General features: G+C 43.1%; 24 protein-coding genes. 10 read left to right on the top strand and 14 right to left on the bottom strand.

What is annotated here, in order from left to right; all coding sequences use genetic code 11:
- Positions 1 to 90: 90 nt before the first annotated feature.
- The 3 genes from PSYC_RS10020 to PSYC_RS10010 form a co-directional block, all read right to left on the bottom strand.
- Positions 91 to 1,035, bottom strand: coding sequence for a YiiX/YebB-like N1pC/P60 family cysteine hydrolase (locus tag PSYC_RS10020; RefSeq protein WP_011281194.1), 945 nt, complete (start codon positions 1,033 to 1,035; stop codon positions 91 to 93).
- An 80-nt stretch (positions 1,036 to 1,115) separates the two neighbouring features.
- Positions 1,116 to 1,934 (bottom strand): DUF72 domain-containing protein, encoded by an 819-nt coding sequence (locus PSYC_RS10015; protein ID WP_011281193.1) that lies wholly within the window; start codon positions 1,932 to 1,934, stop codon positions 1,116 to 1,118.
- Positions 1,935 to 1,974: 40 nt separating this feature from the next.
- Positions 1,975 to 2,982 carry a polyprenyl synthetase family protein gene (locus PSYC_RS10010; RefSeq protein WP_011281192.1) on the bottom strand — a complete coding sequence of 336 codons (1,008 nt, stop codon included), beginning with the start codon at positions 2,980 to 2,982 and terminating at the stop codon, positions 1,975 to 1,977.
- A gap of 732 nt (positions 2,983 to 3,714) precedes the next feature.
- On the opposite strand from PSYC_RS10010, the gene fadB reads away from it, so the two are divergent.
- From fadB to PSYC_RS09990, 4 genes are all read left to right on the top strand, one after another.
- Positions 3,715 to 5,874 (top strand): fatty acid oxidation complex subunit alpha FadB, encoded by a 2,160-nt coding sequence (fadB, locus tag PSYC_RS10005; RefSeq protein ID WP_011281191.1) that lies wholly within the window; start codon positions 3,715 to 3,717, stop codon positions 5,872 to 5,874.
- Positions 5,875 to 6,017: 143 nt separating this feature from the next.
- Complete coding sequence (gene fadA, locus PSYC_RS10000; RefSeq protein ID WP_011281190.1) at positions 6,018 to 7,190, top strand: acetyl-CoA C-acyltransferase FadA; 1,173 nt, start codon at positions 6,018 to 6,020, stop codon at positions 7,188 to 7,190.
- A gap of 399 nt (positions 7,191 to 7,589) precedes the next feature.
- On the top strand, positions 7,590 to 8,165 hold the full coding sequence (locus PSYC_RS09995; protein WP_011281189.1) for an isochorismatase family protein: 576 nt from the start codon (positions 7,590 to 7,592) through the stop codon (positions 8,163 to 8,165).
- Positions 8,166 to 8,351: 186 nt separating this feature from the next.
- Complete coding sequence (locus PSYC_RS09990) at positions 8,352 to 8,981, top strand: HD domain-containing protein (protein ID WP_041758067.1); 630 nt, start codon at positions 8,352 to 8,354, stop codon at positions 8,979 to 8,981.
- 90 nt (positions 8,982 to 9,071) lie between these two features.
- Here PSYC_RS09990 and phoU read toward each other — a convergent pair whose 3' ends face one another.
- From phoU to asd, 6 genes are all read right to left on the bottom strand, one after another.
- Complete coding sequence (gene phoU / locus PSYC_RS09985) at positions 9,072 to 9,803, bottom strand: phosphate signaling complex protein PhoU (RefSeq protein ID WP_011281187.1); 732 nt, start codon at positions 9,801 to 9,803, stop codon at positions 9,072 to 9,074.
- Between the two features lie 85 nt (positions 9,804 to 9,888).
- Positions 9,889 to 10,803, bottom strand: coding sequence for a phosphate ABC transporter ATP-binding protein PstB (gene pstB / locus PSYC_RS09980; RefSeq protein ID WP_041757784.1), 915 nt, complete (start codon positions 10,801 to 10,803; stop codon positions 9,889 to 9,891).
- A 102-nt stretch (positions 10,804 to 10,905) separates the two neighbouring features.
- On the bottom strand, positions 10,906 to 11,820 hold the full coding sequence (gene pstA / locus PSYC_RS09975) for a phosphate ABC transporter permease PstA (protein ID WP_011281185.1): 915 nt from the start codon (positions 11,818 to 11,820) through the stop codon (positions 10,906 to 10,908).
- Positions 11,821 to 11,902: 82 nt separating this feature from the next.
- Positions 11,903 to 12,853, bottom strand: coding sequence for a phosphate ABC transporter permease subunit PstC (gene pstC, locus PSYC_RS09970; RefSeq protein WP_011281184.1), 951 nt, complete (start codon positions 12,851 to 12,853; stop codon positions 11,903 to 11,905).
- A gap of 207 nt (positions 12,854 to 13,060) precedes the next feature.
- Positions 13,061 to 14,215: a phosphate ABC transporter substrate-binding protein PstS gene (gene pstS / locus PSYC_RS09965; RefSeq protein WP_011281183.1), complete on the bottom strand. Its 1,155-nt coding sequence runs from the start codon at positions 14,213 to 14,215 to the stop codon at positions 13,061 to 13,063.
- A 334-nt stretch (positions 14,216 to 14,549) separates the two neighbouring features.
- The gene (asd, locus tag PSYC_RS09960; protein WP_011281182.1) at positions 14,550 to 15,383 is read right to left on the bottom strand and encodes an archaetidylserine decarboxylase; all 834 of its coding nucleotides are present in this window, start codon (positions 15,381 to 15,383) and stop codon (positions 14,550 to 14,552) included.
- Positions 15,384 to 15,559: 176 nt separating this feature from the next.
- Between asd and dtd the strand changes: the two genes are divergently transcribed.
- The 3 genes from dtd (at position 15,560) to phoR (ending at position 18,061) form a co-directional block, all read left to right on the top strand.
- Positions 15,560 to 16,015, top strand: coding sequence for a D-aminoacyl-tRNA deacylase (gene dtd / locus PSYC_RS09955; RefSeq protein WP_011281181.1), 456 nt, complete (start codon positions 15,560 to 15,562; stop codon positions 16,013 to 16,015).
- A gap of 161 nt (positions 16,016 to 16,176) precedes the next feature.
- Positions 16,177 to 16,881, top strand: coding sequence for a phosphate regulon transcriptional regulator PhoB (gene phoB / locus PSYC_RS09950; RefSeq protein ID WP_011281180.1), 705 nt, complete (start codon positions 16,177 to 16,179; stop codon positions 16,879 to 16,881).
- 88 nt (positions 16,882 to 16,969) lie between these two features.
- A complete protein-coding gene (gene phoR / locus PSYC_RS09945; RefSeq protein WP_011281179.1) occupies positions 16,970 to 18,061 on the top strand; it encodes a phosphate regulon sensor histidine kinase PhoR in 1,092 nt (363 codons plus the stop codon).
- 12 nt (positions 18,062 to 18,073) lie between these two features.
- On the opposite strand, the gene PSYC_RS09940 is transcribed toward phoR, so the two are convergent.
- Positions 18,074 to 18,664, bottom strand: a complete 591-nt coding sequence (locus PSYC_RS09940) for a M23 family metallopeptidase (protein ID WP_011281178.1) — start codon at positions 18,662 to 18,664, stop codon at positions 18,074 to 18,076.
- A gap of 318 nt (positions 18,665 to 18,982) precedes the next feature.
- On the opposite strand from PSYC_RS09940, the gene PSYC_RS09935 reads away from it, so the two are divergent.
- Positions 18,983 to 19,660, top strand: a complete 678-nt coding sequence (locus tag PSYC_RS09935; protein WP_011281177.1) for a TIGR00730 family Rossman fold protein — start codon at positions 18,983 to 18,985, stop codon at positions 19,658 to 19,660.
- A gap of 101 nt (positions 19,661 to 19,761) precedes the next feature.
- On the opposite strand, the gene PSYC_RS09930 is transcribed toward PSYC_RS09935, so the two are convergent.
- Positions 19,762 to 21,336, bottom strand: a complete 1,575-nt coding sequence (locus PSYC_RS09930; protein WP_011281176.1) for an FAD-dependent oxidoreductase — start codon at positions 21,334 to 21,336, stop codon at positions 19,762 to 19,764.
- Between the two features lie 519 nt (positions 21,337 to 21,855).
- On the opposite strand from PSYC_RS09930, the gene PSYC_RS09925 reads away from it, so the two are divergent.
- A complete protein-coding gene (locus tag PSYC_RS09925) occupies positions 21,856 to 22,290 on the top strand; it encodes a COG4315 family predicted lipoprotein (RefSeq protein WP_011281175.1) in 435 nt (144 codons plus the stop codon).
- Positions 22,291 to 22,443: 153 nt separating this feature from the next.
- Here the strand turns inward: PSYC_RS09925 and PSYC_RS09920 are convergent, their stop codons facing one another.
- A complete protein-coding gene (locus PSYC_RS09920) occupies positions 22,444 to 23,067 on the bottom strand; it encodes a YceI family protein (RefSeq protein WP_011281174.1) in 624 nt (207 codons plus the stop codon).
- 436 nt (positions 23,068 to 23,503) lie between these two features.
- Between PSYC_RS09920 and PSYC_RS09915 the strand changes: the two genes are divergently transcribed.
- Positions 23,504 to 23,785: a type B 50S ribosomal protein L31 gene (locus tag PSYC_RS09915; RefSeq protein ID WP_011281173.1), complete on the top strand. Its 282-nt coding sequence runs from the start codon at positions 23,504 to 23,506 to the stop codon at positions 23,783 to 23,785.
- 120 nt (positions 23,786 to 23,905) lie between these two features.
- On the opposite strand, the gene PSYC_RS09910 is transcribed toward PSYC_RS09915, so the two are convergent.
- Both PSYC_RS09910 and PSYC_RS09905 read right to left on the bottom strand, forming a co-directional pair.
- The gene (locus PSYC_RS09910; protein ID WP_011281172.1) at positions 23,906 to 24,748 is read right to left on the bottom strand and encodes an SGNH/GDSL hydrolase family protein; all 843 of its coding nucleotides are present in this window, start codon (positions 24,746 to 24,748) and stop codon (positions 23,906 to 23,908) included.
- Positions 24,742 to 26,139: a nicotinate phosphoribosyltransferase gene (locus tag PSYC_RS09905; RefSeq protein WP_011281171.1), complete on the bottom strand. Its 1,398-nt coding sequence runs from the start codon at positions 26,137 to 26,139 to the stop codon at positions 24,742 to 24,744. The genes PSYC_RS09910 and PSYC_RS09905 overlap by 7 nt, the downstream gene beginning before the upstream one ends.
- Positions 26,140 to 26,242: the final 103 nt, after the last annotated feature.

Below are 26,242 nucleotides of genomic sequence, written 5' to 3'. Positions count from 1 at the left end.
TAAGACTTAAGGTTTTGATTGATAAAAAAGGACGCTGAGAGGCGTCCTTTTTTTTGCTCTTATTCTTGTTAAATAAGACTGCTATTTCAACTATTTATTCCAAAATTTATAGTTCAATGAGTCTTCGCGTGTTTTTATATTTTCATTAACTCTGGATGCAGTTTGAGATGTGATTTCACCTTTCTTTACCATCCTGCTTATACTGCGTTTAATTTCTGTACGCTCATCAAATCTTTGGCGATTAAGGTTTATTCCGTTTAGCAGTAATTTACTCATAAACATCAAAAAACCTTCATACTCTACACAGAAATCGATATAGCTTCTAACCGATTCAGTTATATCTTCCCATTCACTGTTCCTATCGGCGAGGTTGTCAAAATCGCAAGGTTTTATGATAGATTTTTTTGGGATACCACATTCTTTAATGTCACTACTGATATATATCTTACGAGCAAGTTCAGAGCAGTAAGAATAATTTTTAGCTGGTTTACGTTTTAGAAATATTAAATATGGTTGTTCAGTATAATAAATACATGATTTGCTAATATTTTCAAGACTTGATTCTGGTATATTTTTTAGGCGAATGACACGCCAGTTATTTTCAACGTTTCTAAGTATTTCTGGAACCAATCTTAAGGAGACCCCTGTTTTTGGTATGGCATCAACACATACAAACTCGGAATGAACTACTGCAATATGACTTGACCTAGCTTTCTCATAGAAACTTTTTTGCAACTTAACTAATGTCTTGGAAGATGTACCAGTACCAGTAACAAGAATTAAGTCGCCGGGTTGTAATTGATGCTTAAAACCTTTCAGTTTTTCAAGAAACTCATTATTTTCACCATGTACTAATTGTCGATATATAGGCAAGTGTTCTTCCTTTATACCCACATGTCGACCTGCCATATTTAATATTGGATCAGGCATACTTTTGTTTTTTTCGATTATGTTTTTAGCAGAGTTTCCCGTGTTTATTGTTTTAAACACATCAGCTGTTAACTTCATTGATATTGAGTGTCGTACGTCTTTCATAAACGATCCTTATTAAGTAAGATAGCAAACTAAAGTTTTATTATATTATTCTCAATTTTATTCCATATGAAAATATAATTTCACAATACTTCAAACCCAAACTTACCTAACGCCTCCCTAAGCATCGCAATATTATAATAAGCATGGGCATTGACGGTATTTTGAAAGAAGATATAGAGCGTATCAAAATGCTGACGTTGATTGGCAATCGCTTGCGCCCAGTCGTTCATCTCTGCTTTACTATAGCGATAATCATGACGATCAGCTGCACTCATCGCATCCCACCAGTTTAGATTGTTGCCATGCATCCGTAGGTAGCCAGTACGCTGAGTGAATATCAGCCGTGACGGTGGTAGTCCGCTGACTTTGGGATAATCAACGCTACACCAAATCAGACCTTGCTCGATAAAGCTATCGACCACTTGTGGCGTATGCCAGCCATTATGACGAAACTCGATAGCTAATGGATAATCCTTAAACCAGCTCACAAGGTTGGCGAGATATAGCCGATGATCACGAGTACGGTCAAAGCCATGTGGGAATTGGAGTAATAGTGGCGCTAGACAGTCAGCTTCGATAAGTGGCGTGAGAGCAGTAAGGAAAGCTTGGGCGTGTTCAGCAGTGCCTTTGCGTGCATGAGTAAAGTCTTGATGGAGTTTGACGGCGAATATCAATTCACTATTTGATTCGGTATAGGCTTTATTGACCATGCCTGCAAATGCTTTTTGTCCGATAGGCGCGTAAAAAGTGCTATTAATTTCGACCGCGCCATATTGCTTGGCATACTCCCGTAAGAAGTCCGTCTTTTTGGTGCCAGTTGGATATAGCGTACCCAGTAGGTCGGTATCGCTATAGCCGCCAGTACCAAGATAAATACGCGGAGTAGGGGCACTATCCATGTTGACCACCCTTTGCTGTTTTTGCTGATTAAATTTTTGGCTACTTTTTACGTGCCCAAAGCCATTCAATTAGTGCCATCAGCGCATCAGTGTCTTTATTACCGCTAAGCTCGCGATTAAGTGCTGCGCGTCCGTCATCAAATAGCGATTGCGCATAGCTGGTCGCCTTATCGACACCCATCAATTTTACATAGGTGGATTTGTCTAGTTTTTCATCACTGCCGGCAGGTTTGCCTAGCATATCAGTACTTGTAGTGACATCCAGAATATCGTCTTGTACTTGAAAGGCGAGACCAATATGCTGCGCACACTCTTGCAATGCCATCCTTTGAGTGGCAGTAGCGCCAGCACAGATGCCACCCATTAGCATCGCCGCTTCAATTAACGCACCCGTTTTATCACGGTGAATAGCTTCTAAATCGCTTTGTGAAATGCCAGTAGTGGCTTCGGCATTCAGGTCAAGCATTTGACCCGACACCATACGCCGTGCACGTGGGGCAAATATGGCGAATAGCTGGCTAGCAATGTCTGAATCAAAAGGCGCAAAGGTGGGCATTTCAGCAGTCAGCACTTCAAAGGCTAATGTCTGTAATACGTCACCTGCCAGCAGTGCGGTCGCTTCTGCAAAGACAATATGAGCCGTCGGCTGCCCACGGCGTAGCTCGTCATCATCCATACAAGGCAGGTCATCATGTACCAACGAATAAGTATGCAGCAGCTCCACCGCCAACGCCGCACGGCGCGACATATCATAATCTGAGTCGTTTTCTAACAAAGTTGCCAATGCATTGTCTTTATCGGCGATTGTGTCATTATGGCTATAAGTGCTGGCAAAAGCGCTAGCAACCAGTAGCGGGCGTACCAATTTACCGGTACCTGTCATTACATAACGGCAAGCGTCGAGCAGCGGACTTGGCAACTCAGCATAAGAAAACAGCACTTCGATATCTTTTGCTAATTGCGTGCGCACATCATGATGGAATTTCTCGGTACTATCAAAAGGTATAAAGCTAACAGGCACAATGCTCGGCGTAGAAGAAACAGACATAACCCAACCTTTTATCAGGTGAATAATAAGAATATCGTTAGTGTAACATGATAGATTATATTCCTGATGGCACGCGTATCATCCCTAACGTATTTTTTAAAGTTGCATATTAAAAATAGAAGGTTTGGTGTCAAAAACAGAAAGCTTAATATGAAAGGCGCCATGAAATAATACAACAAGCCCTCGTTACGTATTGGCGATTTAACGTAGCGGTTGAATATGTTTTGATAAGAGGCTACATTTAGAGAGCAATCACCACGGTCTACTTCCAATATAAAAACAATCACTTAAGCGACATTGGTAGTCAGGTAAAGGGCTACTGACGATTTAAGAGTGACTTGTGAGTATGGTATTAGCTTGTGACAGTCGGGGGCATAATCCCCTACACTAATTGGCGTGCACATAGTCTGATGCTTGAGATAGGGGTTTTTTTATCGCTTCTCTACACAAAAGGCGCTGATAAAACCCATGCTTGATTGGTATCCATTATTGCAATTTTAGTAATGAGTACCTAACGATAAGCGCTGAATCATAAAGACCTATTTACTGCTTAATCTATCCATATGTTTATGATGGTTATGCTATTTATCATTATAAGCGTGCAGATTGGCAGGGCTATTATCCATTTTACTAACAATAACCAGCTATATCTTTTAAACCTAGCTTTTCAGTTGTAAATTTTATCACACAGCTTTTATTACACAGCCTTTATTACATAGCAAGGAGTTCCACATGGTATACCAAGGAAATCGCATTACGGTGACAATGCTAGAGGATGGCATCGCCAACATGCAGTACAACGCCGAAAATGAGAGCGTGAACAAGTTTGATACTGAGACTAATAAGCAGTTTGCTGAAGTCGTTAATGCGTTAGAAAAAGCGGATGACGTTAAGGGCTTAATTGTCACTTCAAGCAAAGGCGTCTTTATCGCTGGTGCGGACATCACGGAATTTGTGGCCTCTTTTAAGCAATCAGAAGAAGAAATCAAAGATTGGGTTATTAATATTAATGACGCCTTTAATCGCTTTGAAGACCTACCATTCCCGAAAGTAGCTGCCATCAATGGCGCCGCGCTTGGCGGTGGTTGTGAGATGACTTTAGTTTGCGAATATCGTGTCATGAGTGACAAAGCGATCATCGGTCTACCAGAAACTCAACTCGGTATTTTCCCAGGTTTTGGTGGTACCGTGCGTAGTACGCGTGTCATTGGTATCGATAATGCGCTTGAGCTGATTGCAACGGGTGCACCTAAAAAAGCACTTGATGCCCTAAAACTAGGCTTGGTTGATGCGACCGTTGCTGCTGATGATTTGCAAGATGCTGCCATTGATCTGGTCAAAAAATGTATCTCAGGTGAGCTTGATTGGAAAGCGAAGCGTGAAGAGAAGCTGGTTGCTGTTAAATTAAATCAGCTTGAACAAGCGATGGCGTTTAACAGTGCAAAAGGTATGATTTTTGCCAAAGCCAATCCTAAGCAATACCCTGCGCCAGCACTTGCTATCGCTGCTATCGAAAAACACGTTAACTTACCACGTGATAAAGCAATCGAAGTAGAAGCGGCAGGTTTTGCAAAAGCTGCGAAAACCCCACAAGCAGAAAGCTTGGTTGGTCTGTTCTTAAGCGATCAGTTGGTTAAAAAATTAGCCAAGCAACACAGCAAAAAAGCACATGAAATTAATGAAGCGGCAGTATTGGGTGCTGGTATCATGGGCGGCGGTATCGCTTATCAGGCAGCCAGCAAAGGCTTGCCAATCATCATGAAAGACATCAAGTCTGAGCAATTAGACCTTGGTATGGGCGAAGCCAGCAAGTTATTGGGCAAAATGGTTGATCGCGGTAAGATGACCCCCGCCAAAATGGGCGAAACCTTAAGCCGTATCCGTCCTACTTTGAATTATGGCGATTTTGCTGAAACGGACATCGTTATCGAAGCAGTGGTAGAAAATCCAAATGTGAAGCGTGCGGTATTAAAAGAAGTTGAAGGCTTGGTAAAAGACGATTGTATCCTAGCCTCAAACACTTCGACTATCTCTATTACTTTCTTGGCTGAAGCACTTGAGCGTCCAGAAAACTTCGTCGGTATGCATTTCTTTAACCCAGTACACCGTATGCCATTGGTCGAAGTTATCCGCGGTGAGAAATCATCTGAAGAAGCGATTGCGACCACGGTTGCACTAGCCTCTAAAATGGGTAAAGTACCTGTTGTCGTTAATGACTGCCCAGGTTTCTTAGTCAACCGCGTATTGTTCCCATACTTTGGCGCCTTTGATTTATTACTTAAGCAAGGTGCTGATTTTGCTCATGTCGATAAAGTCATGGAAAAATTCGGCTGGCCTATGGGTCCTGCATATCTAATCGACGTTGTTGGTTTAGATACGGGTGTTCATGGCGCAGAAGTCATGGCAGAAGGTTTCCCTGACCGCATGAAGCCTGATTATAAAGGTGCCATCGAGCTTTTATATGAAAACAAACGCCTAGGTCAGAAAAATGGTGTTGGTTTCTATAAGTATGAAATGGACAAACGTGGCAAGCCAAAGAAAGTTGCTGATGAAGCCACTTATGAGCTATTAAAAACGACGACTGATAGCGAAAAACAGACCTTTGATGATCAAGCAATCATCGACCGTACCATGCTGGCTTTCTGTAATGAAACCGTACGCTGCCTAGAAGACAACATCGTCAGCACGCCGTCAGAAGCGGATATGGCGATGATCATGGGTGTTGGTTTTCCACCATTCCGCGGTGGCCCTTGCCGTTATATCGACCAAATGGGTTTAGATAACTACTTGGCACTATGTGAAAAATATGCGCACCTTGGCAAAGCCTATGAAGCCCCGCAAAAGATTCGCGACATGGCAGCAGCAGGCGAGACCTTTTACGCAACCGCGTAATGGTCAGTCATTACTAGGTTGAAGTGCAGTACCCGTGCTCGATAAGATTACTGGTAATTTATTCATTATCAATAACCTTCTAAATTAGATAGGCGAGTATTGCGGTACTGCCACTGACAATAAAAATTGAAAAGGAAGATAGTATGACAATTTTAAGTCCAAAAGACGTGGTCATCGTAGATGGCGTACGCTCAGCAATGGGTAAAACCAAAAACGGTATGTTCCGTCATGTCCGCGCTGATAGCATGTCTGCTGAATTGGTACGTGCATTGGTTGAACGTAATGACTTTGATCCACGTGACGTTGAAGACATTATCTGGGGCTGTGTTAACCAGACGCTAGAGCAAGGTTTAAACATCGGTCGTAACATCGGTCTGCTGGCTGGTATCCCAAAGACAGCGGGCGGTCAGACCGTTAATCGTCTATGTGGTTCTTCTATGCAGGCGCTACACACTGCTGCTGCCCAAATTATGACAGGCCAAGGTGATGTGTTCATCATCGGTGGTGTTGAGCATATGGGTCACGTCGGCATGATGCATGGCATTGATCTCAACCCTGAAGCGTCAAAGCACTACGCAAAAGCCTCAAACATGATGGGCTTGACCGCTGAAATGCTGGGTCGTATGAATAACATTACCCGTGAAGAGCAGGATGCTTTTGGTCTTGAGTCACATCGCCGTGCGTGGGCTGCGACTACTGAAGGTCGTTTTGACAATGAAATCATCGGTATCGAAGGTCATGATGCGGCTGGTCGCTTGCAACTGTGTACCGTTGATGAAGTGATTCGTCCAGATGCGACGATGGAGCAAATGCAAAAGCTACGTCCAGCCTTTGATCCAGTAAGTGGTACGGTGACTGCAGCTACCTCATCTGCATTATCTGATGGTGCGTCAGCGATGCTCATCATGAGCGCGCAAAAAGCCAAAGAGTTAGGTCTAAAGCCACGTGCTCGTATTCGTAGTATGGCAGTCGCTGGTTGTGATGCGGCTATCATGGGTTACGGTCCTGTACCTGCCACGCAAAAAGCGCTTAAACGTGCTGGCATGAGCATCGAAGATATGCAAACGATCGAGCTAAATGAAGCGTTCGCCGCGCAAGGTTTGTCGGTACTTAAAGCTTTGAACCTGACTGACAAGCAAGACATCGTCAACATCAACGGTGGTGCGATTGCGCTAGGTCATCCACTAGGCTGTTCAGGTGCTCGTATCACCGTGACATTGCTTAACGCCATGGAGCAGTCAGATACTGAAATCGGTCTAGCGACGATGTGTATCGGTCTTGGTCAAGGTATCTCGACTATTATTGAGCGTGTTTAAGCCTGTAGTATTGTAAGGATTTTAAAATAGTTAAGCGCTATAATAAAAACCCCTAGTCATCATAACTAGGGGTTTTTGCATGTATGGATTATATAGTTGAAATACTTTAAAGTCGCTACCGTATTGCTGGTGTAAATTTTTTGCAGCCTCTGTCTGCGTAGGCACAGCAAGCAAGAAAAATTTGCACCAGCAATACGTGTTGTATCGATATTACTTTTCATCGACTATAGTGGTTGTTTAGAATGAAAAGCTCATAAGTTGTTACCATAGATTATCTCCATTGACGAAATCAGCAAACTATGACTAAATGAGAAAGTAATTAATAATTATATTTTTCAGCCTCATACTAATTTTAAATCAGTTGAGAGCCCTCAGCTTCAGCCGTACAAGGAGTGTACTATGTCCACCATGATTACTGATCGTACTTACCGTATTGACCGTGAAAACACCCAAGCGATGATAATTGACGTTCAAGAACGTCTGACCCCGCATATCTATGACCACGAAAATATTCTCAAAAAAATAACCACTTTGATTAAAGGTCTGCAAGCACTTGATGTTCCCATTATGCTTAATGAGCAATATAAAAAAGGCTTGGGCGAAACCTTACCTGAAATTTATGAATTATTAGAAGGCGATAATGCCAAGGGCTTTGAAAAAGTCACGTTTAGTGCCTGCGACAATGACGATTCATGGAATCATCTTGCCCAGCAAAATCGAAGCATTGTTTTATTATTTGGTGTAGAGACACATGTCTGCGTACTACAAACCGCGCTTGATTTGCTGGATAACGGTATGCAGCCGGTCATTATTGGTGATGCGGTAGGCTCACGTTTTCCGTATGATAAAAAGCAAGCGATTCGCCGTATTCGCCGTGCTGGTGGTGTGATTACTACGGTCGAAACCATTCTGTTTGAGCTATGTCGTAGTAGTAAAGACCCTGCTTTTAAAACCATCAGTAATTTGATTAAATAGCTATTGTCATTCGATGTAGAACAGATAGCGCTTACTAACATAAGCGCTATTTTTTTATAATGGTAACGATCATTAACGACAGACTAGCATCCTCTTTTATAGCGCTCATAAAAGGTATAATGTATATCGGTGCCCAAAGGTAGCTTTGAGCGCTATAAATTTCCCTGCCAAATGCTAGAGATAATCATGTCATCAATCAAATCCCGCCAATTGACCCATTCAGCGCTCGCTTCCAATATCGACATACATGACGTTACGCATTTTTTATTAGAATTAGATGCTCTTAAACGGGTGAATCGGCGCAGTTATGTGACAGGTGCTAATCGTCTAGAAAACTCTGCTGAGCATTCGTGGCATTTAGCGATGGCATGTTGGTCAATCGCTGAATTGTTCGAGTTGGATGTGAATCAGGAAAAATTGCTAAAAATGGCACTGGTACATGATTTGGGTGAGATTGATGCTGGCGATACTTTTTTATATGCCGATACACGCGGTGATGCGCATCTCGAAGAGCGTGCCGGCATCGCTCGATTACAAGGCGAGCGCGGTAATGGCATTAGTAACTTGAATGAGATTTGGGAAGAGCAGGAAACTGGCAGTAGCACAGAAACCCAGCTGCTGAAAGTAGTTGATCGTCTATTGCCATTTTTACTCAATTTAAATACCAATGGCAAAACTTGGATTGAGCTTAGCGTTACACGTTCGCAAGTGAGCGAGGCGCATGCCTTTATTAAAGACAGTTTTCCGAGTATCCATGACTGGCTAGCAGCACAGATTGAGTTTGCCACCCAACAAGGATGGCTAATTGATACGTAAATGTATAGTTAGTACGATACTAAAAGTGTGTCTTTTTTATTTTGAACGGATTATGTTCTAAACGGACCATCGTGTGCGATAAAGAAAATGCTATTTATTACTACCAGCATCCGTGGTTTGCTGGACGATTTTTTCTACTTGCATAAAATTTGTATGCCGCACATCTTTGCCGCTGGTGCAAAAAATAACCAGCTCAGCAATGTTTTTAGCATGATCGCCCACACGTTCTAGGGCGCGCAATACCCAAAGTATATTCATCACTCTGGACACGTGGCGGCTGTCTTCCATAATATAGGTCATCAAGGCTCGAGTGGCAGATCGATACTCTTCATTGACCGCCGCATCACTTTGCAATACCGAAAATGCCTGCTGAGGATTCATATGCGAGAAGGCGTCAATCGCATCAAGTAGCATCACGTGCACCTTATTGGATAAATGCTGAACCTCTGAATATCCTCTTGGAGAAGCGCCGTCTTTAATTAATTTGCAGGCCATACGAGCGATTTTTTCTGCTTCATCGCCCACACGTTCAAAGTCAACAATACCTTTGCTAACCGCCATCACTAAACGCAAGTCATTTGCTGCGGGTTGGCGCTTGGTGACTAACAAAATTATTTGCTCATCGATTTTAATATCTAGCTGATTAATCAGCTGGTCGTCTGCAATCACTTTTTTCGCGGTCGCTTCATCGGCCGCTAATAACGCACGGGTTGCAATCAGGATTTGTTCTGCTGCCATGTGTCCCATTTGCATAAACAAATCAAGCACTTCATGTAATTCATTATCAAAACTCTTTGATAAATGCTTTTGGGTTATTAGCATGGCGGCTTCCTCAATATTATAGGTTTGAATAGGGGTGCAAGCATAGAAAAGATATCACAAAATGAGTCTGTTACTAAAGATCTTTTTAACCATAACGACCAGTAATATAGTCTTCGGTCGCCTTTTGTGCTGGGTTGGTAAATATCTGATCCGTCTCACCCATCTCTACCATATCACCCAGATACATATAGGCAGTGTAGTCAGAGACGCGTGCCGCTTGCTGCATATTGTGGGTAACGATAGCAATCGTATAGTCATTTTTTAAATCTGTGATGAGCTCTTCAATCGCCCCTGTCGAGATAGGGTCGAGCGCTGAGGTTGGCTCATCTAGGAGCAGTACTTCAGGTTTTGTCGCCACACCGCGAGCGATACAAAGCCGTTGTTGCTGACCACCGGATAACGACAAGCCTGATGCACGAAGTTTGTCTTTTACCTCAAGCCATAATGCTGCCTTTTTGAGTGCCCATTCGACACGATTATCCATCTCAGCTTTGCTCAGTTTCTCGTAGAGGCGTACGCCAAATGCCACGTTGTCATATATCGACATCGGAAACGGTGTCGGTTTTTGAAAGACCATACCTACACGCGCACGCAACAAATTGACATCCATGTCTTTTGCCAAAATATTGCTGCCATCAAGGATGATTTGACCTTCGGCATGCATACTCGGATACAAATCGTACATGCGGTTAAAGGTACGTAGCAGTGTGGACTTGCCACAGCCCGATGGACCGATAAAAGCAGTGACCTTTTTTTCTGGTATGTCGATATTGATGTTTTTTAACGCTTTAAAATCACCATAATAGAAATTGAGATCCCGAATACTAATTTTGGCAGGCGGCATATGTTCAGGAATATCTGCTACTGTTTGCTGAGTTAAAAAAGCACTGTCTGGCTGCTGCCCCTGCTGTCTCTGAGCGTCATTAGAAAATGATTGACCAAATAAACCACGTTGGCTGACGTTTTGCTTAACGGCATTTCTTTCTAGTAAGTCTGTCATCATCGTATCCAATTATTTTAGAATGTTGTCAATATAGATGCTAAACGTGCGCTATAAAATTGGCTGCTTAGTCGTTTTTTTAAGCAATTTTTACATAACAAGCTATCTTGTATGATCTTTACCGCCAATAAAGCGCGCGAGAATATTGACTATCAATACCGTTGCGGTAATCAGTAATGCTGCTGCCCATGCAAGTGCATGCCAGTTGTCATAAGGGCTCATGGCAAACTGATAAATAGTATTTGGTAAATTTGCCATCGGTTGGCTCATATCGGTACTGAAGTACTGATTGTTTAATGCGGTAAATAGCAACGGCGCAGTCTCGCCAGTGATACGGGCAAATGCCAGCAGCACCCCTGTAGTTAGACCTGCTTTAGCCGCTTTAAGCGTGACTGTGCTTATCAGCTTCCACTTTGGCGTACCCAATGCATACGCCGCTTCACGCAAAGTATTTGGTACAAGATTTAGCATATTCTCAGTGGTGCGCACGACGATCGGAATGACAATCAAGGCAAGCGCAACCGCACCCGACCAGCCGGAGAAGCTTTGACCTTTTACCATCAGAGCATAGACGAACAGACCAATAACGATAGAGGGCGCTGACAGCAAAATATCGTTTAGAAAACGGGTGACTTTGCCCAACAGACTGCCTTGTGAGAATTCCGCTAAATAGATACCTGCCATCATTCCGATCGGTGTACCAATCGCAAGACCTAACAAGGCAATCATCACTGAACCAATAATGGCATTACGTAAACCACCGTCACCCATGGGCGGCGGTGTATCTGCCATAAATACCGGCATCTCGATCAACCCTTGAAAACCCTCAACAAAAAGCGTCATCAAAATCCACGTCAGCCAAAACAAACCAAAAGCAATAGCTGAGATAGCAAAACCAAGCCCCAATCTATTGATCAGGCGACGCTTATGATATAAACGTTTGTTATAGCGGTCTTCAAAGCGCAAAGCCGGCTGGCTGCTTTGGTCAATATCAGTGGTGACAGTCGCTAAAGTCATTAGGCGTTTGTCCTTTGTTGGTCGAAAGATAGGTCAATTGGTTGGTTAAAATTATTGCTTCATAATGGGACGTTAACGGTGCTTAATGACCCGCTTTTTGATCAATGCGCATAAGCATCAGCTTAGAGATGGACAATACAATAAAGGTAATGACAAACAGGATTAAGCCTAGATGCAGTAGCGACGCTAAATGCAATTCACTTGACGCTTCGGCAAATTCATTGGCGAGCGCAGAGGTAATCGTCACCCCAGAGGTAAACAGACTTGGGCTGATATTAAAGGCATTACCGATTAAAAAGGTCACCGCCATCGTCTCACCCAATGCACGACCAAGCCCCAATATCACGCCACCGACTACGCCAGCTTTGGTGTAAGGTAAGATGATTTTGAACATGACTTCCCACGTCGTCGCACCCATGCCATACGCGGATTCTTTTAATAAATCAGGCACCACAGAAAAGACATCACGCATGGTGGCTGCAATAAAAGGAATAATCATAATCGCCAGTACTAAGGAGGCGGTAAACATGCCAAGCCCCATTGGTGCACCGGTGAATACTTTCCCGATAATAGGCAGAGGACCAATATTGTCAATCAACCATGGCTGAATGTGTTCGCTAAAGTAAGGCGCAAACACGAACAAGCCCCACATGCCATAAATAATAGAAGGGATACCTGCCAACAGCTCAATAGCAATACCCAATGGCTTTTTTAGGAAATTGGGGCACAGTTCGGTCAAAAAGATAGCAATACCAAAACTCACTGGCACAGCAATAGCGATCGCAATAAGGGAGGTGACAATCGTCCCGTAAATGGGCGCAAGCGCCCCGTATTGATCGTTGACCGTATCCCAATTATTACTGGTATAAAACCCCAGACCAAACTCAGTGATACTTGGCCAAGCGCCCACGATTAATGAGAGGAGGATGCCACCAAGCGACAACAGCACCAAGATTGCAAAGGCTTTGGTCGCATTGACAAAGATAGCATCGTAGCGTTTTTGTTTTGCCAGTTGGTGTTTTAGATCTGCCATAAAAGCCTCAATAATCCAAGAACGCTTGTTCTTGGATTGGGGGAATAGAATCAAGTCAAAATAGTAAAAGAGTCAATGAGATTTTATCACAACAAACTTAAAAAAACCTTTAAATTTGTTGTGATAAAACCTCTCAAACCCCTACCGAAGAATAGTGGTTTGAGAGGTTGGCTCGACAGTGATTATGCAATCACTAGGATAAACAGGTTATTGTGCAGGCTTATAGACAGGTTGGCCGTCGCTGCCTTTTACCTCATTCCATTTTGCTTTAAACAAAGCAACGGCAGTATCAGAAAACGGCACGTAATCAAGCGCCATTGCATCGTCATCACCTTGAGTATAAGCCCAGTCAAAGAACTTTAATACGCCGGCGACTTGCTTGGCATCTTGTGGCTGCTTATGTACTAAGATAAAAGTCGCCGCGGCGATTGGCCAAGCTTGCGCTGTTTCAGAGTTGGTAATAACTTTATAGAAGCCTTCTTGCTTTGACCAGTCAATGTCGCCTGCCGCTGCAAAAGTTTGGGCAGAAGGTTGTACGATATTGCCTGCAGCGTTTTTAAGGGCGACGTGTGCCATACCGTTTTGCTTAGCGTAAGCATATTCAACATAGCCGATAGAGTTTTTCATGCGTGTGACGTAGCTCGACACACCCTCGTTGCCTTTACCACCAGCACCGGTAGCCGATGTTGGCCATTTGACTGTTTTATCGACACCCACACTGTCATTCCAATCGCTTGAAACTTTTGCTAGATAGTCAGTGAAGTTAAAAGTCGTACCAGAACCATCCGAGCGAAATACCGTGGTAATGGCAGCGTCTGGTAATTTAAGTTCTGGATTCATAGCCGCGATGGCAGGGTCGTTCCATTTACTGATTTTGCCCAAATAAATATCGGCAAGCATTTTGCCATCGAGCTTTAACTGACCAGCCTTGATGCCATCGATATTGACGATAGGCACTACGCCACCAATGACAGTTGGGAACTGAATCAGACCAGCTTCGTTTAACTCTTCTGGTGTCATAGGCGCATCAGATGCTCCAAAATCCACGGTCTTCGCAACGATTTGTTTGATACCGCCAGATGAGCCAATGGACTGATAGTTCACCTGACCACCGGTGGCTTTATTGTAAGCATCTGACCATTTAGCATAGATAGGCTGCGGAAAAGAGGCACCAGCACCAGTAATGTTCATCGATGCACTTTCAGCTGAGCTAGCACTAGCGTCGCCACTAGCAGCGGCATTTGCTGGCGCTGCTGTAGCAGGCTCGTTGGTTTTATCGCTCTCGTTGTTGCTGGTCGTTTGGTTACAAGCGGCTAATACCAAAGTGCTAGCGATTGCTACTGCCATGAATGAATAACGCATTATTTCTCCTAAAATTAATCAATTTTGAGTATCAAGCATTTATAAACAACCATGACAATGGTTTGCTAAAATGATGTTCTGCAGTTAACAAATATATTGTGCCAAATGAATATGACAGTTTAATGACATAAAGAGTGGCGGCTTACATAATAGACTGGCGGCTTACAAAAAGAGGCGTTTATAGATAGGATAGTAGAGAAAGGGTTAAGCGATTGTTTTTAAAAAAGTTTCACTATATAAGACCAAACATGAGCATAAACAGTGATATTACGACTGCCTATGCTCATGTTTGCCAATGTCGCTCATTAAAAGCGTTTTGGTCACTTAAAACAGATTAGATTTTAGCGTTGGCTAATAGTTGACCCATTTGCACTGTTGAGCCGTGCTGCATGGTGGCTTGCCACTCAGTTTTTGCCGCTTTTGGTAGCACCACAATCGCCGTTGAGCCCAGATAAAAACGACCAAGCTCATCGCCTTTCTTAAAGCTCATATCATGATCCGCTTCTTGAATGTCATCGGTACGGCTAATTTTACCCGTCGCAACCGTTTCAATCCCAGCGACAATCATCGCACCGACCATGACCACAGCCGCTTTGCCGTAAGCGGTATCAAACAGACAAACTAGGCGTTCGTTGCGAGCAAACAAATCAGGTACATTAGCAGCCGTGGTATTATTGACCGAAAACAGCGTACCTGGTACGTAACGGGTTTTAATCAGGGTACCGTCAAATGGCATATGAACACGGTGATAGTTGCTTGGAGCAAGATAGACCGTGGCAAAACTACCATCAGCAAAATAATCTCCGTCGGCACTGTCAGCCAATAACTGACCGATATCATAGTCACGACCTTTTGCTTGCAGTAGCTTATGGTCATGGATTTGTCCAAGCTGAGATATCATCCCATCCGCAGGACTGACAATACCGTTGATACTGGCATCGATAATACGGGCATTGTCTTGGAGCTCACGAGTAAAGAAATCATTAAAGCTCTCATAAGCGTTTAGGCTTTGACGCTCATATTCATCTAAGCTAACATCATACGCTTTGGCAAAACTGCGAATAAAAGTACGCTTGACCCAAGGATGGCGACTGGCGGCTAAGCGCCCAGCGACTTTGCTGATTTTTTGCTGCGGCACAAATTGCTGTAAGGTAGTAAATACATTCATAATAGATGACCAAAGTAGGGATTAAAAAAAACAGTTATTAAAATAGAAAGTCGTACTAGAAATCATAGGTAGGTAGCTTTATCGCCAGATTCATTCATAACTAAATTTATAGATAACTACATTTTATCATGGGCAGCACCAGACTGTATGACCATAATCGTTAAAGGAAGTAAGCAATGAGAGCTCTTATCCAGCGCGTTAAACATGCCAGTGTCAGTGTTGATGGACATGATGTCGGTGCTATTGAACATGGAGTATTGGCGTATATTGGCTTGGGACACGATGATAACTTACAAAGTGCACAGCGGATGGTCGATAAAATTCTGACTTATCGTATCTTTGAAAATGATGATGATCCAGCCAAATACGGTAAACTGGATAAAAATGTCCAGCAAGTGGATGGTGGGCTATTACTGGTCTCGCAATTTACCTTGATGGCAAAGACGGATAAAGGTCGCCGCCCTGACTTTGGCGGCGCGATGGCACCTGATGCGGCGCAAGATTTGTTTGCACAACTGATTGCTTATGCCAAAACCCAGCATGTTGACGTGGCAACAGGTCAATTTGGCGCAGATATGCAAGTGTTGAGTGTCAATGATGGACCGCTTAATTTTCTATTAGAAGTGCCTTGAGTAAATGTACTTATTACTAAGTATTAATAAGAGGTGCTCATAATAATCTTGAGACTTTTAAAGGTAAATGTCATCATACTGTCATAATTAAGTTCTTTAATAAAGAAACGCTTATCTGCTTTTATAAGCTCTATTTTGTTCTCTAATATTAAGAATGCACTATGTCTAAAGAGCAAATTTTGATTGTTGAAGATGAAGCTGCTATTCGTGAAATGGTTGTCATGACCCTAGAGATGGCAGGCTTTGATAGTTTGCAGGCAGCTGATGTGTCAGAGGCGCATCAACAGGTGGTAGATCACCGTCCAGCGCTGATTTTATTGGACTGGATGTTGCCAGGTGATAAAAGTGGTATTGATTTTTGCCGTATGCTAAAAAACGATGCGCTGCTCTCTGAAATACCAGTCATTATGTTGACCGCCAAAAGTGAAGAGGACAGTAAGGTGCATGGTCTTGATGCAGGCGCTGATGATTATATGACCAAGCCGTTTTCTACCCGTGAATTAATCTCAAGAATCAAAGCAGTATTGCGCCGTAGTAGCGCGCTCAGCGGTGACAAACCTATCAATATAGGCAAGCTAACTTTAGATGCTAAAAGCCAGCGCTTTATGGTGGGTGATAACATCATCGATATGGGTCCGACAGAATACCGCTTGTTGGCGTTTTTCATGAGTCATCCAGAGCGCGCTTATACCCGTGCCCAGTTGCTCGACCAAGTATGGGGTGGCAATGTTTATATCGAAGATAGAACCATTGATGTTCACGTAAAGCGTTTGCGTACATTACTGCGTCCCTATGATTGCGATACGTTGATACAGACGGTACGCGGTACGGGCTATCGATTTTCTAGCCGTATTGAAAATAGTTAATAGCGAGCAATATGAGTATCGTAGAGTGTCGCCTCTCATCGGAAGCGACCAATAGTAGAGAAACAGTAAAAATAACGGATAAATAAAAATGCCTATCCAAGATAATGAGCAAGGTCAATCAGAGTTAGTCTCTGAGCAGGATGACACGAATCAACTTAAAAAAATCAGAAGTGCCTTACAATCGCTGCGAGATGCCGTGATTTTGCTTAATGACGATGATGGGCTTGAATGGTGGAATCAAGCGGCGCAGGACTTGTTGTTGTTGCAATCCACAGATAAAGGCACCTGTATCTTTGACTTCATTCAGGTCCCTGAGTTTCTTAAATATTATCAAGAGGCAACGACGCTTAATATGGATGCCCATGAGGGTGTGCATATTATCTCGTGGCAAGACCCAAATCGTTATCTAAAGTGTGAGCTGAAGCCCTTTGGTGATGAAAAACTGCTGATTATTTATGATGTGACCCGCTTGCAGCATTTGGAGGGGATGCGCCGCGACTTTGTGGCAAATGTATCGCATGAGCTAGGTACACCATTGACAGTACTGATGGGCTATCTAGAAAATTTCTCTGATCAACCCGATATGCCTGCGCATTGGCGGCGCGGCTTTGAGTTGATGACCCAGCAGACGGCTCGCATGAATAGAGTGGTTAATGACTTATTGCTGCTATCTCGCATTGAAATCGAAGAGACGCATGAGTTTAATGAAATCGATATGACCAAGCTACTGACCCATGTCTATGATGATGCGCAGGCATACAATCAAGAATATAAGCATACCATTCACTTGCATATTGATACTTATGACGGGCTATATGGCTCAGAGATGTACTTGAATAGCGCACTGTCCAATCTGGTAATTAATGCCATCAAATACACACCAAAAGGCGGTAATATCTCTATTAGCTGGACTAAGACGCTTGAGGGCTGCCGATTTGCGGTTGAAGATAATGGTATTGGTATCGCGCCGCAGCATCTTACGCGTTTGACTGAGCGTTTTTATCGCGTTGACAGTGGGCGCAGCCGAGAAACAGGTGGGACGGGACTTGGGCTGGCGATTGTAAAACATGTTTTATATCAGCATGAAGCACACTTGCAAATTGAGTCTATAGAAGGGGTAGGTTCGACATTTAGTGCGGTGTTCCCAAACAACTATATACGATCTGCCGTAATAAATTAATGCTTATACACCCTAATTCTTTTGTAAAAGCGGATAAGGGTTCACCGCACTACCATTAATATAAATCCCATAATGGACATGTGGCGGTGTACCTTTAGCGTTGCCACTGTCACCCACATAACCGATGATGTCGCCCGCATTTACCCAGTCATTGTGAGAGATGTCAGCATAGTCTTCCAAATGGGCATAATAGTGTCCGGCGCCGCCAGGTCCCACTATCATGACGACGCGACCCCCTAAAGCATCTTCGCCTACTTTGCTAACAATGCCTTGCGTTGTAGCTTGTATTGGCGTGCCGCGCGCTGCAAAAATATCAATCCCTTCATGTGAGCGACCTTGACTACGAGCAGCGCCCCACGTATCTGTTAGAGGCTGCTTGGGCAAGGGGCTTAGTAGGCTGTTTTCTGCTGGTAATGGTTGTTGTAGCAAACTAAGCTGCTGCCATTTTGCTATGAAAAATGATTGGGTTTGTTGGCTGATACTTGGCAGTAATCTGTCAAATACGAATAACAGCATCAGCAATGCCGCAGCCTTGATAAATACGCTAATTGCTCGGCTAATAAACGTAGGCTTTGGTTGTTCGTGATTGCTATCTGGTCGCATTAAAATCTCTTTTTCTTGTTATCGCTTTTATCCATATTTTTGATACGGATATTGTGGAGCAGGTGACCTTAAAAACGTAGTAATTGCGTAGTGATAAATCGTTGCGACCGCGTGATAGCATTGCTTATGTTAAAATAAATCTCAGTAGGGAAGGCGCTTAAATATGACTTCTAAGTTCTATCTCAATTTATCTTGCATGATATGATCCATCAAGACTGGACCGAATTGCTATTTTAAATATTCAACATGCACGGATAAAGAGGCTTTAATAAACAGGTTCTTAATAAAAACAATTGATATAAAAATTAAGGAAGCTATATGCAAATGAAAATTAATAATGACATGTATGAAGTGATTACCAGTCAAGACATTACCAATATTGAAAAAGCAGTGGATAAATCAGCGTTAACCATGCCGCTAGTGGCAGTCTATTGTGGGTCGCGTTTGGGTAATGATGTCGTATATGAGCAAGCCGCGCGCGAGCTGGGTATGGCGCTAGCAGACAATGGCATGGGCTTGGTATATGGCGGCGCGAGTATCGGGCTGATGGGCGCAGTCGCCGATGAGGTGATTCGAGGCGGCGCAGAAGCAGTCGGTGTGATTCCAACTTTTATGCTCAAGCACGAAATTGCTCATGAGCAGCTGACCCGTCTACATTTAACCGATACGATGCACACACGCAAAACGGTGATGGCAGAATATGCTGATGCGTTTATTACCTTACCGGGCGGGCTTGGCACCTTAGAAGAAATCATGGAAATTGCCACTTGGCGCCAGCTGTATCAACATGAAAAACCAATGATTATTTTGAATATCAATGGTTTTTATGATCGTATGATTGAGCATTTAAAATATACCACTGAGCAAGGCTTTATGAAGCAAGAAGATCTTGAGCGCTTGGTAGTGTGTAATACTATTAATGATGCCATTGATTTACTACAGACCATGGTCAAAATAGATGCCGCTGTCAATACGGAAAAGATGGCTGGCAACTAAAAGCGAATATATAAAAAGGGAGAGAAGGGCAAAAACGAGCCATTCTCTCCCTTTTTTTTGCTCAATAATTAGAAGCGCTGTTTTTAAGTGCCAGTATTACTTTAATTATTATTTGTATTTAAATTATTTAACGCCTCCTCGCGAATACCACGATTGACGCCTGCCATTGCCAGTGGAAAACCACGCTGTTTTGCCAAATCACGGGCGACCGCATCGATAGCCATACTATCGTTGTGCGCCAGATACGCCCACTCATGGGCATAGCGATTGCGGTTCACGGGCGTATCAAGTTCAATCAAACCAAGCTCGCTCAATTCGTCAACGATTTGATCTGCCGCAATCAAGGTCGAAGAGGCTTTGACGTTTTCAGCACGGGCATAGCGAATATTAGAATACAAACTCACATCAGCGACCCGCAGCGTGTCGTCCTCACCAGGGATTTGCTGCCCACCGTATAAAGCATTGCCGACAGTACGAGCACTATGAAAGGTCGGTACAAACCCAGTCACATAATCAATGGCTTGCTGGCTACGCGCTTGTAGCGGCGCTTTGTCCCAACCGTCTTCGATATAGTGCACGTATTGTGGCGGTAGCTTTGGTTGGGCGCTGTCTTTGCTTGAAGCCACCAAGCCATCATCGAATAACGTGATAAATTTACTCATGCCATGTATCTGAAAATAGCCACCCGGATAAGGCGTTAGTTGTGCCATCCCTTCTGGCGTACCACGATTGCCATAGATGATAATCTCTGGTATCTGTCCGCCGGTATCTTCCCAGTGAGTGATATAAGAGGATTTAAACTCTACCATACGTGTGACTTTGACGCCGACCATATCATCAATAACCCCTGTACGAAAACCACAAGCATTGACGAGATAATCGACTTCGATGGACTCGGTTTTGCCGTTAGAGTGCGCTTCAGGGTCTAGACTATCGCATTGCTGATAATCAATACGCCATTTGGTGACATGATGCTCAGCGTTTGAGCAGTTTTCACAATCGACGGGCATGACCTGCTTTACTTGAGTGTCAGTAAACACATGCGCATGCTCATAGCCTTCCAACGCCAATTGTGCTGATGCTGCCAAGCGAAAGATGTTCCAGCCATATTCTTGTACTACGATCAACGGAAATTTGACTTTATTTAAATCCAAATATTTTGCAACCGGTATCATCCATTCGTCGACGGTACTAGGTACCGCAACTTGCTCACGCTCAGACAATGCAATCAATTGCTCATGACTGTATAGCTGATAATAATCTTCAGGTTCGCCCAGTACTTTGTTATTGGCATCTTGAGCAATCAGCTGACGATACGCATCGGTCAATATATCAAGACGCGGTAGCAAGTCTTCGGGCAACCCCTCATCGCGAGTCGGCACCGCAAATACCGTTGGGCGTACATCAATGGTATAAGGATAAAGACGTAAAATATCGATGCACTGTTTGAGAAGGGCGACGCAATCTTCATCAGGGATTTCGCGATAGAGATTGCCACCGGCATGCAAATGGCACATAGGCGGACCATCAATCAGCGATTTGTTTTTTTCGAACACATAAGTTTCAAGCCCTAATGCTGCCAATCGAATGGCAATGGTTGCCCCTGCCGTACCACCACCAAGGATGCCGACACGTTGAGTAGCAAGTACTTGATTGTTCATAAGAGAGTGAGTCATTGTCGAGGTTATATCCTTAATAGCATTTGCATCAAGTGGTACTTAAATCCGTAATTAAAGTAGTACTTGGCATAGTCATGAGGTGGCTTATGGATATTGATATGCGTGCAGAGGCAGTCAAGTTCAATAGTGATAATAAACCGCAATGGTCACATTCGCCATTGTGTAGTCGTGCTTAATTTCTATAGCGCTATTCTACAAAAAACGTTAGTGAATAGGATGGCAAATTGGTAAGTGGATACATGCTATTACCATAAGAACAAGCAGGTTTTATTCATCTTAAAACAACTATATATTGATGGTATTAAGTATTTTTGTATGGCTAAATTGTAATGCTTATAGGCTTTTGTAAACTTATAGAAGGATCAAAAGAACGGCTATAAATCCTATGATATATTTAAAATCTCAATAATGGGTTTAAGACATTTGCTTGCATTTTATTATGGCTTAAATCCTAGAGTGATGAGGACGAACTAATAACAATTAACAATCTATGATGACAATGAAAAGGAAGTTATTATGCAACATATTTTGGTTTTATCCGCTCTCAGTGGCGTGTTAGCGCTTAGTGGTTGTTCGACGCTAAATAATATGGTCGGCAATGACGACTCTGGTATGCATGACGTACAAGCTACCAATAAAAACACTGCACCCGTCATGAGTAAAAACGGCATGTTGGTTGATGCTAGTAACCATATGACCTTATATACTTTTGATAAAGATTCGATGAATAGATCAGAGTGCGGCAGTGCTTGTATGCTAGTTTGGCCGGCATTTATGGCACCTAGCAATGCTAAAGCCTCAGGGCAGTTTGCTGCCTTCCAACGTGAAGATGGCAAGTATCAGTGGGCGATGAATGGAAAGCCGCTGTATTTTTATGCTAATGACACCAATGTTGGGGATAAAGATGGCGACAATAAACTCGGCGTTTGGCATATCGTTAGAACCAAGTAAAGCCTAAACATAAATCTTAATTTTTCTCATCAAAAAGCAGCCATTTATCGGCTGCTTTTTTGCTGCTGTTTCTAATAGCAGGTTTCTCTTTACATAAGATATCAAAGATTTAAATGACCATATGACACAGTTGTTTTTTAAGTAACTTTTAAGCTATTTTTCTTTATTCTTCGTAGCGGCTTTTTTCTCAATCAGTTCACCGTCTATTTGAATCGGTACTTCAGTTGTAATACCACTTGCAAAAGCCGTCATGCCATAAGCGGCACGGTCAATCACACCGGTTGCACGAAAACCAATAACTGGCTCTTTGGTCATCGGGCTATTGGCTATTTTATTCAAAGTCACATCTAGGGTCAGTGGTTTGGTTTGACCCAGTAGAGTGAAGTCACCTGTGACTGTGGCTTGTTGTGGATTTTTAAATGTGACGTTAGTCGATTTAAAAGTCATGGTGGGATATTTTGCCACATTAAAAAATTCATCTTTTTTTAAATGAGCATCGCGAGCATCCCAATTGGTATCGATGCTATCGGTTGCAATGGTGAAATTCATATTGGCTTTATTGGGTGCTTTAATATCGTAATTGACCATACCTTTGACATCATTAAAGTGACCCATGGTGGTCGAAAACCCTAAATGATTGACCGAAAATCCGACACGGGTATGGGAGTCATCTAGCTGCCATTGAGTTGGCAGAGCCGCACTTGCTAGCGTTGTCATAGCAACTACTGAGCCAAATAGAACAGCTTTGATACTGTTTTTCGTTATCGTATTTTTCATTATCTTATCCTTATTAAATGTTAGTACTTAATCAGTATTGATAAGTAAATCACCAATACTGATTAAATAGTATTATTAAATTAATCTAAAAAATCAATAGTTATTGATTATATTATCTAACGCATTATTATACGCAGCTTGTATGTAGGCCTCAATACTATCTATGCTGCAGTGACAAATTAGCACTAATAACCCTCATAATTGCTGCTTGCATCAAACCCCAAAAACCGGTAAAATTGCGGTTTGATTTTCCCGCTGGGGAAAGGCTAAGCGAGCAGAGGTGTGGTATTGGGTGCTGGAATAAGCCAGTGACACAGTTGCCAGACTGAGAATGTCCTTAGTGCCTCAGTTACGTATGTCATCGTTTGCTGAACGCATCGTTAAAAATGCTGTTTTGCAAAGGCGTTATACATACATCGGACATAGAGAGTTTATTATGCGTAAAGATATCCATCCTAATTACCAAGAAGTTTTGTTTCACGACACTAACGCTGACGTGTTCTTCTTGACTCGTTCAACTGTTAAAACCAAAACCACTCGTGAATACGAAGGTTCAGAATATCCATACTACCCACTTGATATCTCAAGTGCGTCGCATCCATTCTATACTGGCGAGCAACGTAAAACTTCTACTGAAGGCCGTGTTGCAAGCTTCAACAAACGCTTTGGTGCGTTTGGTGGCCGTAAGAAAGCTGCTGATACTGACGCTGCAGAATAATTCACCCGTATTGCGTGATATTATTTTGAGTATGCGTTTTTTCAAGCATGCACTGTGATAGTATTAAGAATATAAAAAAACCGCTGACGATTCAGCGGTTTTTTTTGTTGTAGCTTTTGGCTAATGGGTTGATGAATCGAGTAACTCTACAATGAGCTCTGATAGTTGCTGCGCCCAATAACCATACATTAGGCTGCTTGGATGAAAACCGTCACTAGCAAACATCACCTTGATGTCTATGGGCCTACCGTTAGAATGCTCAGCTATCATGCGTGTAAAGTCCGTTGCCATATAAGTGACGTTATCATGAGTCATGCAGGTTTGCTGCAATGTTCCATCAAGGATAGAAGCTTTTGCGCCAACAAAGTTATTGAGCGGAGCAGATATGGCAGGCATTTTTGCCATTGGCGGTAGACTTAAAAAAACCAATTCTCGGACGCCAAACTTGCGCTGAGCGATGATAATAATATCTTTGATTTGCTGTTGCCATCTGTCTACAGACACACGGCTTGTTGTATCATTGACACCGACACTTAATACCATGATATCGATAGGCTCGCTTGGCGTTGGCATAATATATAAACGGCGTAAAATATCAAAACTGGTATGTCCTGTTGTCGCCTGTAGTGACCAGTACAATGTTTTAAATTGATCAGAAATAGCAGGCTGCTTTTGCAAGATAGGGATTAGCTTGCCAACGAGTGCTTCTTGCTGAGTCTCACTACCAACGCCAGCAGCTGCCGAATCACCAACAATCATAATATTTAGTGTGGGCTTATTCTGAGATGATGACTCGCTATTTTCTTTCCCTAACTGCACAGAGCCGTGTCTTTCTCCATTTGGCTCAGGCAAACGGACGGTATCTCGTTTGATTTTTCGACCTTGATAAAGGTACACAGGAGCAAGAAATACATCCTTTACAACAACGGCTATTTTATTCTGTATTTTGCTAGTAGCTACCATCCTGCACGCTCTCTAATAATAGTCAGACTGTCGTCTATGAATAATTTTCCATCGACATAAACCTCACGTAGTAGGTTGTTTGCATCGGCGGGCAAATCATCAAATTTAATCGTTTTTAGCTGTTTGCTTTTATTTTTAACCAAAGCTAAACGTCCTTTTTTGGAACGTTTTGAGCGGCTGGTAATCGGGTCTTTATAGATATCTTTCCATATACCATTGATAGAGATGGCACTGGCTTTCATCGCCCAGCTCATGGTATCGCGGTTAACTTGTTGCAGTAGCCCGCCGCCCATACCAAAGGTCACATTTTCGGCGCTAAATCCGGCTTTCATGACCACATCGATAGTCTTACTCAAGCTTTGTGGACTGATGCCATCACCTTGAATAATACGTACATAATCGGGCAGGACTTTATAACCCTTACGATTGACCGTCGTACCGAATTTTACTGCCAAACGCTCTAATGCTTCGCGCACCACTTTAGCGGGATCGCCACTGTCTGGCCTGATTACCAAGGTGCCACCCATATTTTTAACATCGTCTTTTAGGCTGCCACCCCAAATATTGTCAATGGCATTCCATAAATCGTAGCTGTCAGAGACGACAGAAAAACTTTTACCTTCGCCGCCAAACTGCTCAATCATATTGGCAAAGGCGGCGGTTTCACCATCGCGTCCCCATGCCGTCATAGTGCTATGCTCAGCGGCAGGAATAGAAAAGGCTGGCATGTCTTTATCCATTTGATACCAACGACTGGCAGCTACCAACGCCGTCATCGAATCCGTACCGGCAAAATTCACCAAATGCGCAAGACTACCGAGGGCAACAGACTCTTGGCTAGAGGCACCGCGCGAGCCAAAATCATGTAAACGAAAGATTAGCGATTCTGTATTGTCCGCAGATTTCTCTAGCGCTTGACGAATGATGCTTTTACAATAGTGCGAGACACTAGCGACGGTTGACGGATACCAAATCGCACGGAGTAGCGCTGTTTCGATATAGCTTGGCAGCCAGTAAAACTCAGGGTCAGTATTGATGACTTGGCAGACGACATTGGATACAGGCACGATGCTGCCTTCGGGTATGGCTTCGATACGTAATGGCAAATAACCACCATGCTTATCAACCAACCGTTCCCAGCCAGCACGGTTAAAAGTCAGGCCATGCGCTTGAATCACCATTTCAGCTTCATCAATATCTTGATGGGTGATTGGGGTACTCAAGTATTCTTTGATAAATGCTTGTAGACCAAAAAATACCACATCATAGTCACCTTTACGCGCCTCGATATAGCTGGATAGGTACTCGCTACCACTTGGATATTGAACCCAATGTGAGGTTTTATAGCTGTCGCTATTTAGGATTAAATTATTTAAATTACTGGTATACATCACAGAACTCCTCTGCTTCGAGATGCCGCAACGATGGCGGCGCGAAGCCTTTACTGTCTATCGGTTTGGGCGTGAAAAATGGTTAATAAAAAATTGAATAGTC

The sequence above is a fragment of the Psychrobacter arcticus 273-4 genome, from assembly GCF_000012305.1.
Classification (GTDB): Bacteria; Pseudomonadota; Gammaproteobacteria; order Pseudomonadales; family Moraxellaceae; genus Psychrobacter; species Psychrobacter arcticus.
The sequence above is the reverse complement of the archived record's forward strand: the minus strand, read 5'-3'. Positions and strand labels throughout refer to the sequence as shown.

Excerpts from the sequence above, each read along its gene's own strand:
- PSYC_RS09940 (WP_011281178.1), bottom strand. The coding sequence starts at position 18,664 with ATGCGACCAGATAGCAATCACGAACAACCAAAGCCTACGTTTATTAGC.
- pstB (WP_041757784.1), bottom strand. The coding sequence starts at position 10,803 with ATGACAGACTTACTAGAAAGAAATGCCGTTAAGCAAAACGTCAGCCAA.
- PSYC_RS09990 (WP_041758067.1), top strand. The coding sequence starts at position 8,352 with ATGTCATCAATCAAATCCCGCCAATTGACCCATTCAGCGCTCGCTTCC.
- asd (WP_011281182.1), bottom strand. The coding sequence starts at position 15,383 with ATGAATGTATTTACTACCTTACAGCAATTTGTGCCGCAGCAAAAAATC.
- pstA (WP_011281185.1), bottom strand. The coding sequence starts at position 11,820 with ATGACTTTAGCGACTGTCACCACTGATATTGACCAAAGCAGCCAGCCG.
- PSYC_RS09910 (WP_011281172.1), bottom strand. The coding sequence starts at position 24,748 with ATGGTAGCTACTAGCAAAATACAGAATAAAATAGCCGTTGTTGTAAAG.
- phoR (WP_011281179.1), top strand. The coding sequence starts at position 16,970 with ATGCCTATCCAAGATAATGAGCAAGGTCAATCAGAGTTAGTCTCTGAG.
- PSYC_RS09915 (WP_011281173.1), top strand. The coding sequence starts at position 23,504 with ATGCGTAAAGATATCCATCCTAATTACCAAGAAGTTTTGTTTCACGAC.
- dtd (WP_011281181.1), top strand. The coding sequence starts at position 15,560 with ATGAGAGCTCTTATCCAGCGCGTTAAACATGCCAGTGTCAGTGTTGAT.
- PSYC_RS10020 (WP_011281194.1), bottom strand. The coding sequence starts at position 1,035 with ATGAAAGACGTACGACACTCAATATCAATGAAGTTAACAGCTGATGTG.
- PSYC_RS09925 (WP_011281175.1), top strand. The coding sequence starts at position 21,856 with ATGCAACATATTTTGGTTTTATCCGCTCTCAGTGGCGTGTTAGCGCTT.
- PSYC_RS09920 (WP_011281174.1), bottom strand. The coding sequence starts at position 23,067 with ATGAAAAATACGATAACGAAAAACAGTATCAAAGCTGTTCTATTTGGC.
- phoB (WP_011281180.1), top strand. The coding sequence starts at position 16,177 with ATGTCTAAAGAGCAAATTTTGATTGTTGAAGATGAAGCTGCTATTCGT.
- PSYC_RS09930 (WP_011281176.1), bottom strand. The coding sequence starts at position 21,336 with ATGACTCACTCTCTTATGAACAATCAAGTACTTGCTACTCAACGTGTC.
- PSYC_RS10010 (WP_011281192.1), bottom strand. The coding sequence starts at position 2,982 with ATGTCTGTTTCTTCTACGCCGAGCATTGTGCCTGTTAGCTTTATACCT.
- PSYC_RS09935 (WP_011281177.1), top strand. The coding sequence starts at position 18,983 with ATGCAAATGAAAATTAATAATGACATGTATGAAGTGATTACCAGTCAA.
- pstS (WP_011281183.1), bottom strand. The coding sequence starts at position 14,215 with ATGCGTTATTCATTCATGGCAGTAGCAATCGCTAGCACTTTGGTATTA.
- fadB (WP_011281191.1), top strand. The coding sequence starts at position 3,715 with ATGGTATACCAAGGAAATCGCATTACGGTGACAATGCTAGAGGATGGC.
- PSYC_RS09905 (WP_011281171.1), bottom strand. The coding sequence starts at position 26,139 with ATGTATACCAGTAATTTAAATAATTTAATCCTAAATAGCGACAGCTAT.
- PSYC_RS09995 (WP_011281189.1), top strand. The coding sequence starts at position 7,590 with ATGTCCACCATGATTACTGATCGTACTTACCGTATTGACCGTGAAAAC.
- PSYC_RS10015 (WP_011281193.1), bottom strand. The coding sequence starts at position 1,934 with ATGGATAGTGCCCCTACTCCGCGTATTTATCTTGGTACTGGCGGCTAT.
- pstC (WP_011281184.1), bottom strand. The coding sequence starts at position 12,853 with ATGGCAGATCTAAAACACCAACTGGCAAAACAAAAACGCTACGATGCT.
- phoU (WP_011281187.1), bottom strand. The coding sequence starts at position 9,803 with ATGCTAATAACCCAAAAGCATTTATCAAAGAGTTTTGATAATGAATTA.
- fadA (WP_011281190.1), top strand. The coding sequence starts at position 6,018 with ATGACAATTTTAAGTCCAAAAGACGTGGTCATCGTAGATGGCGTACGC.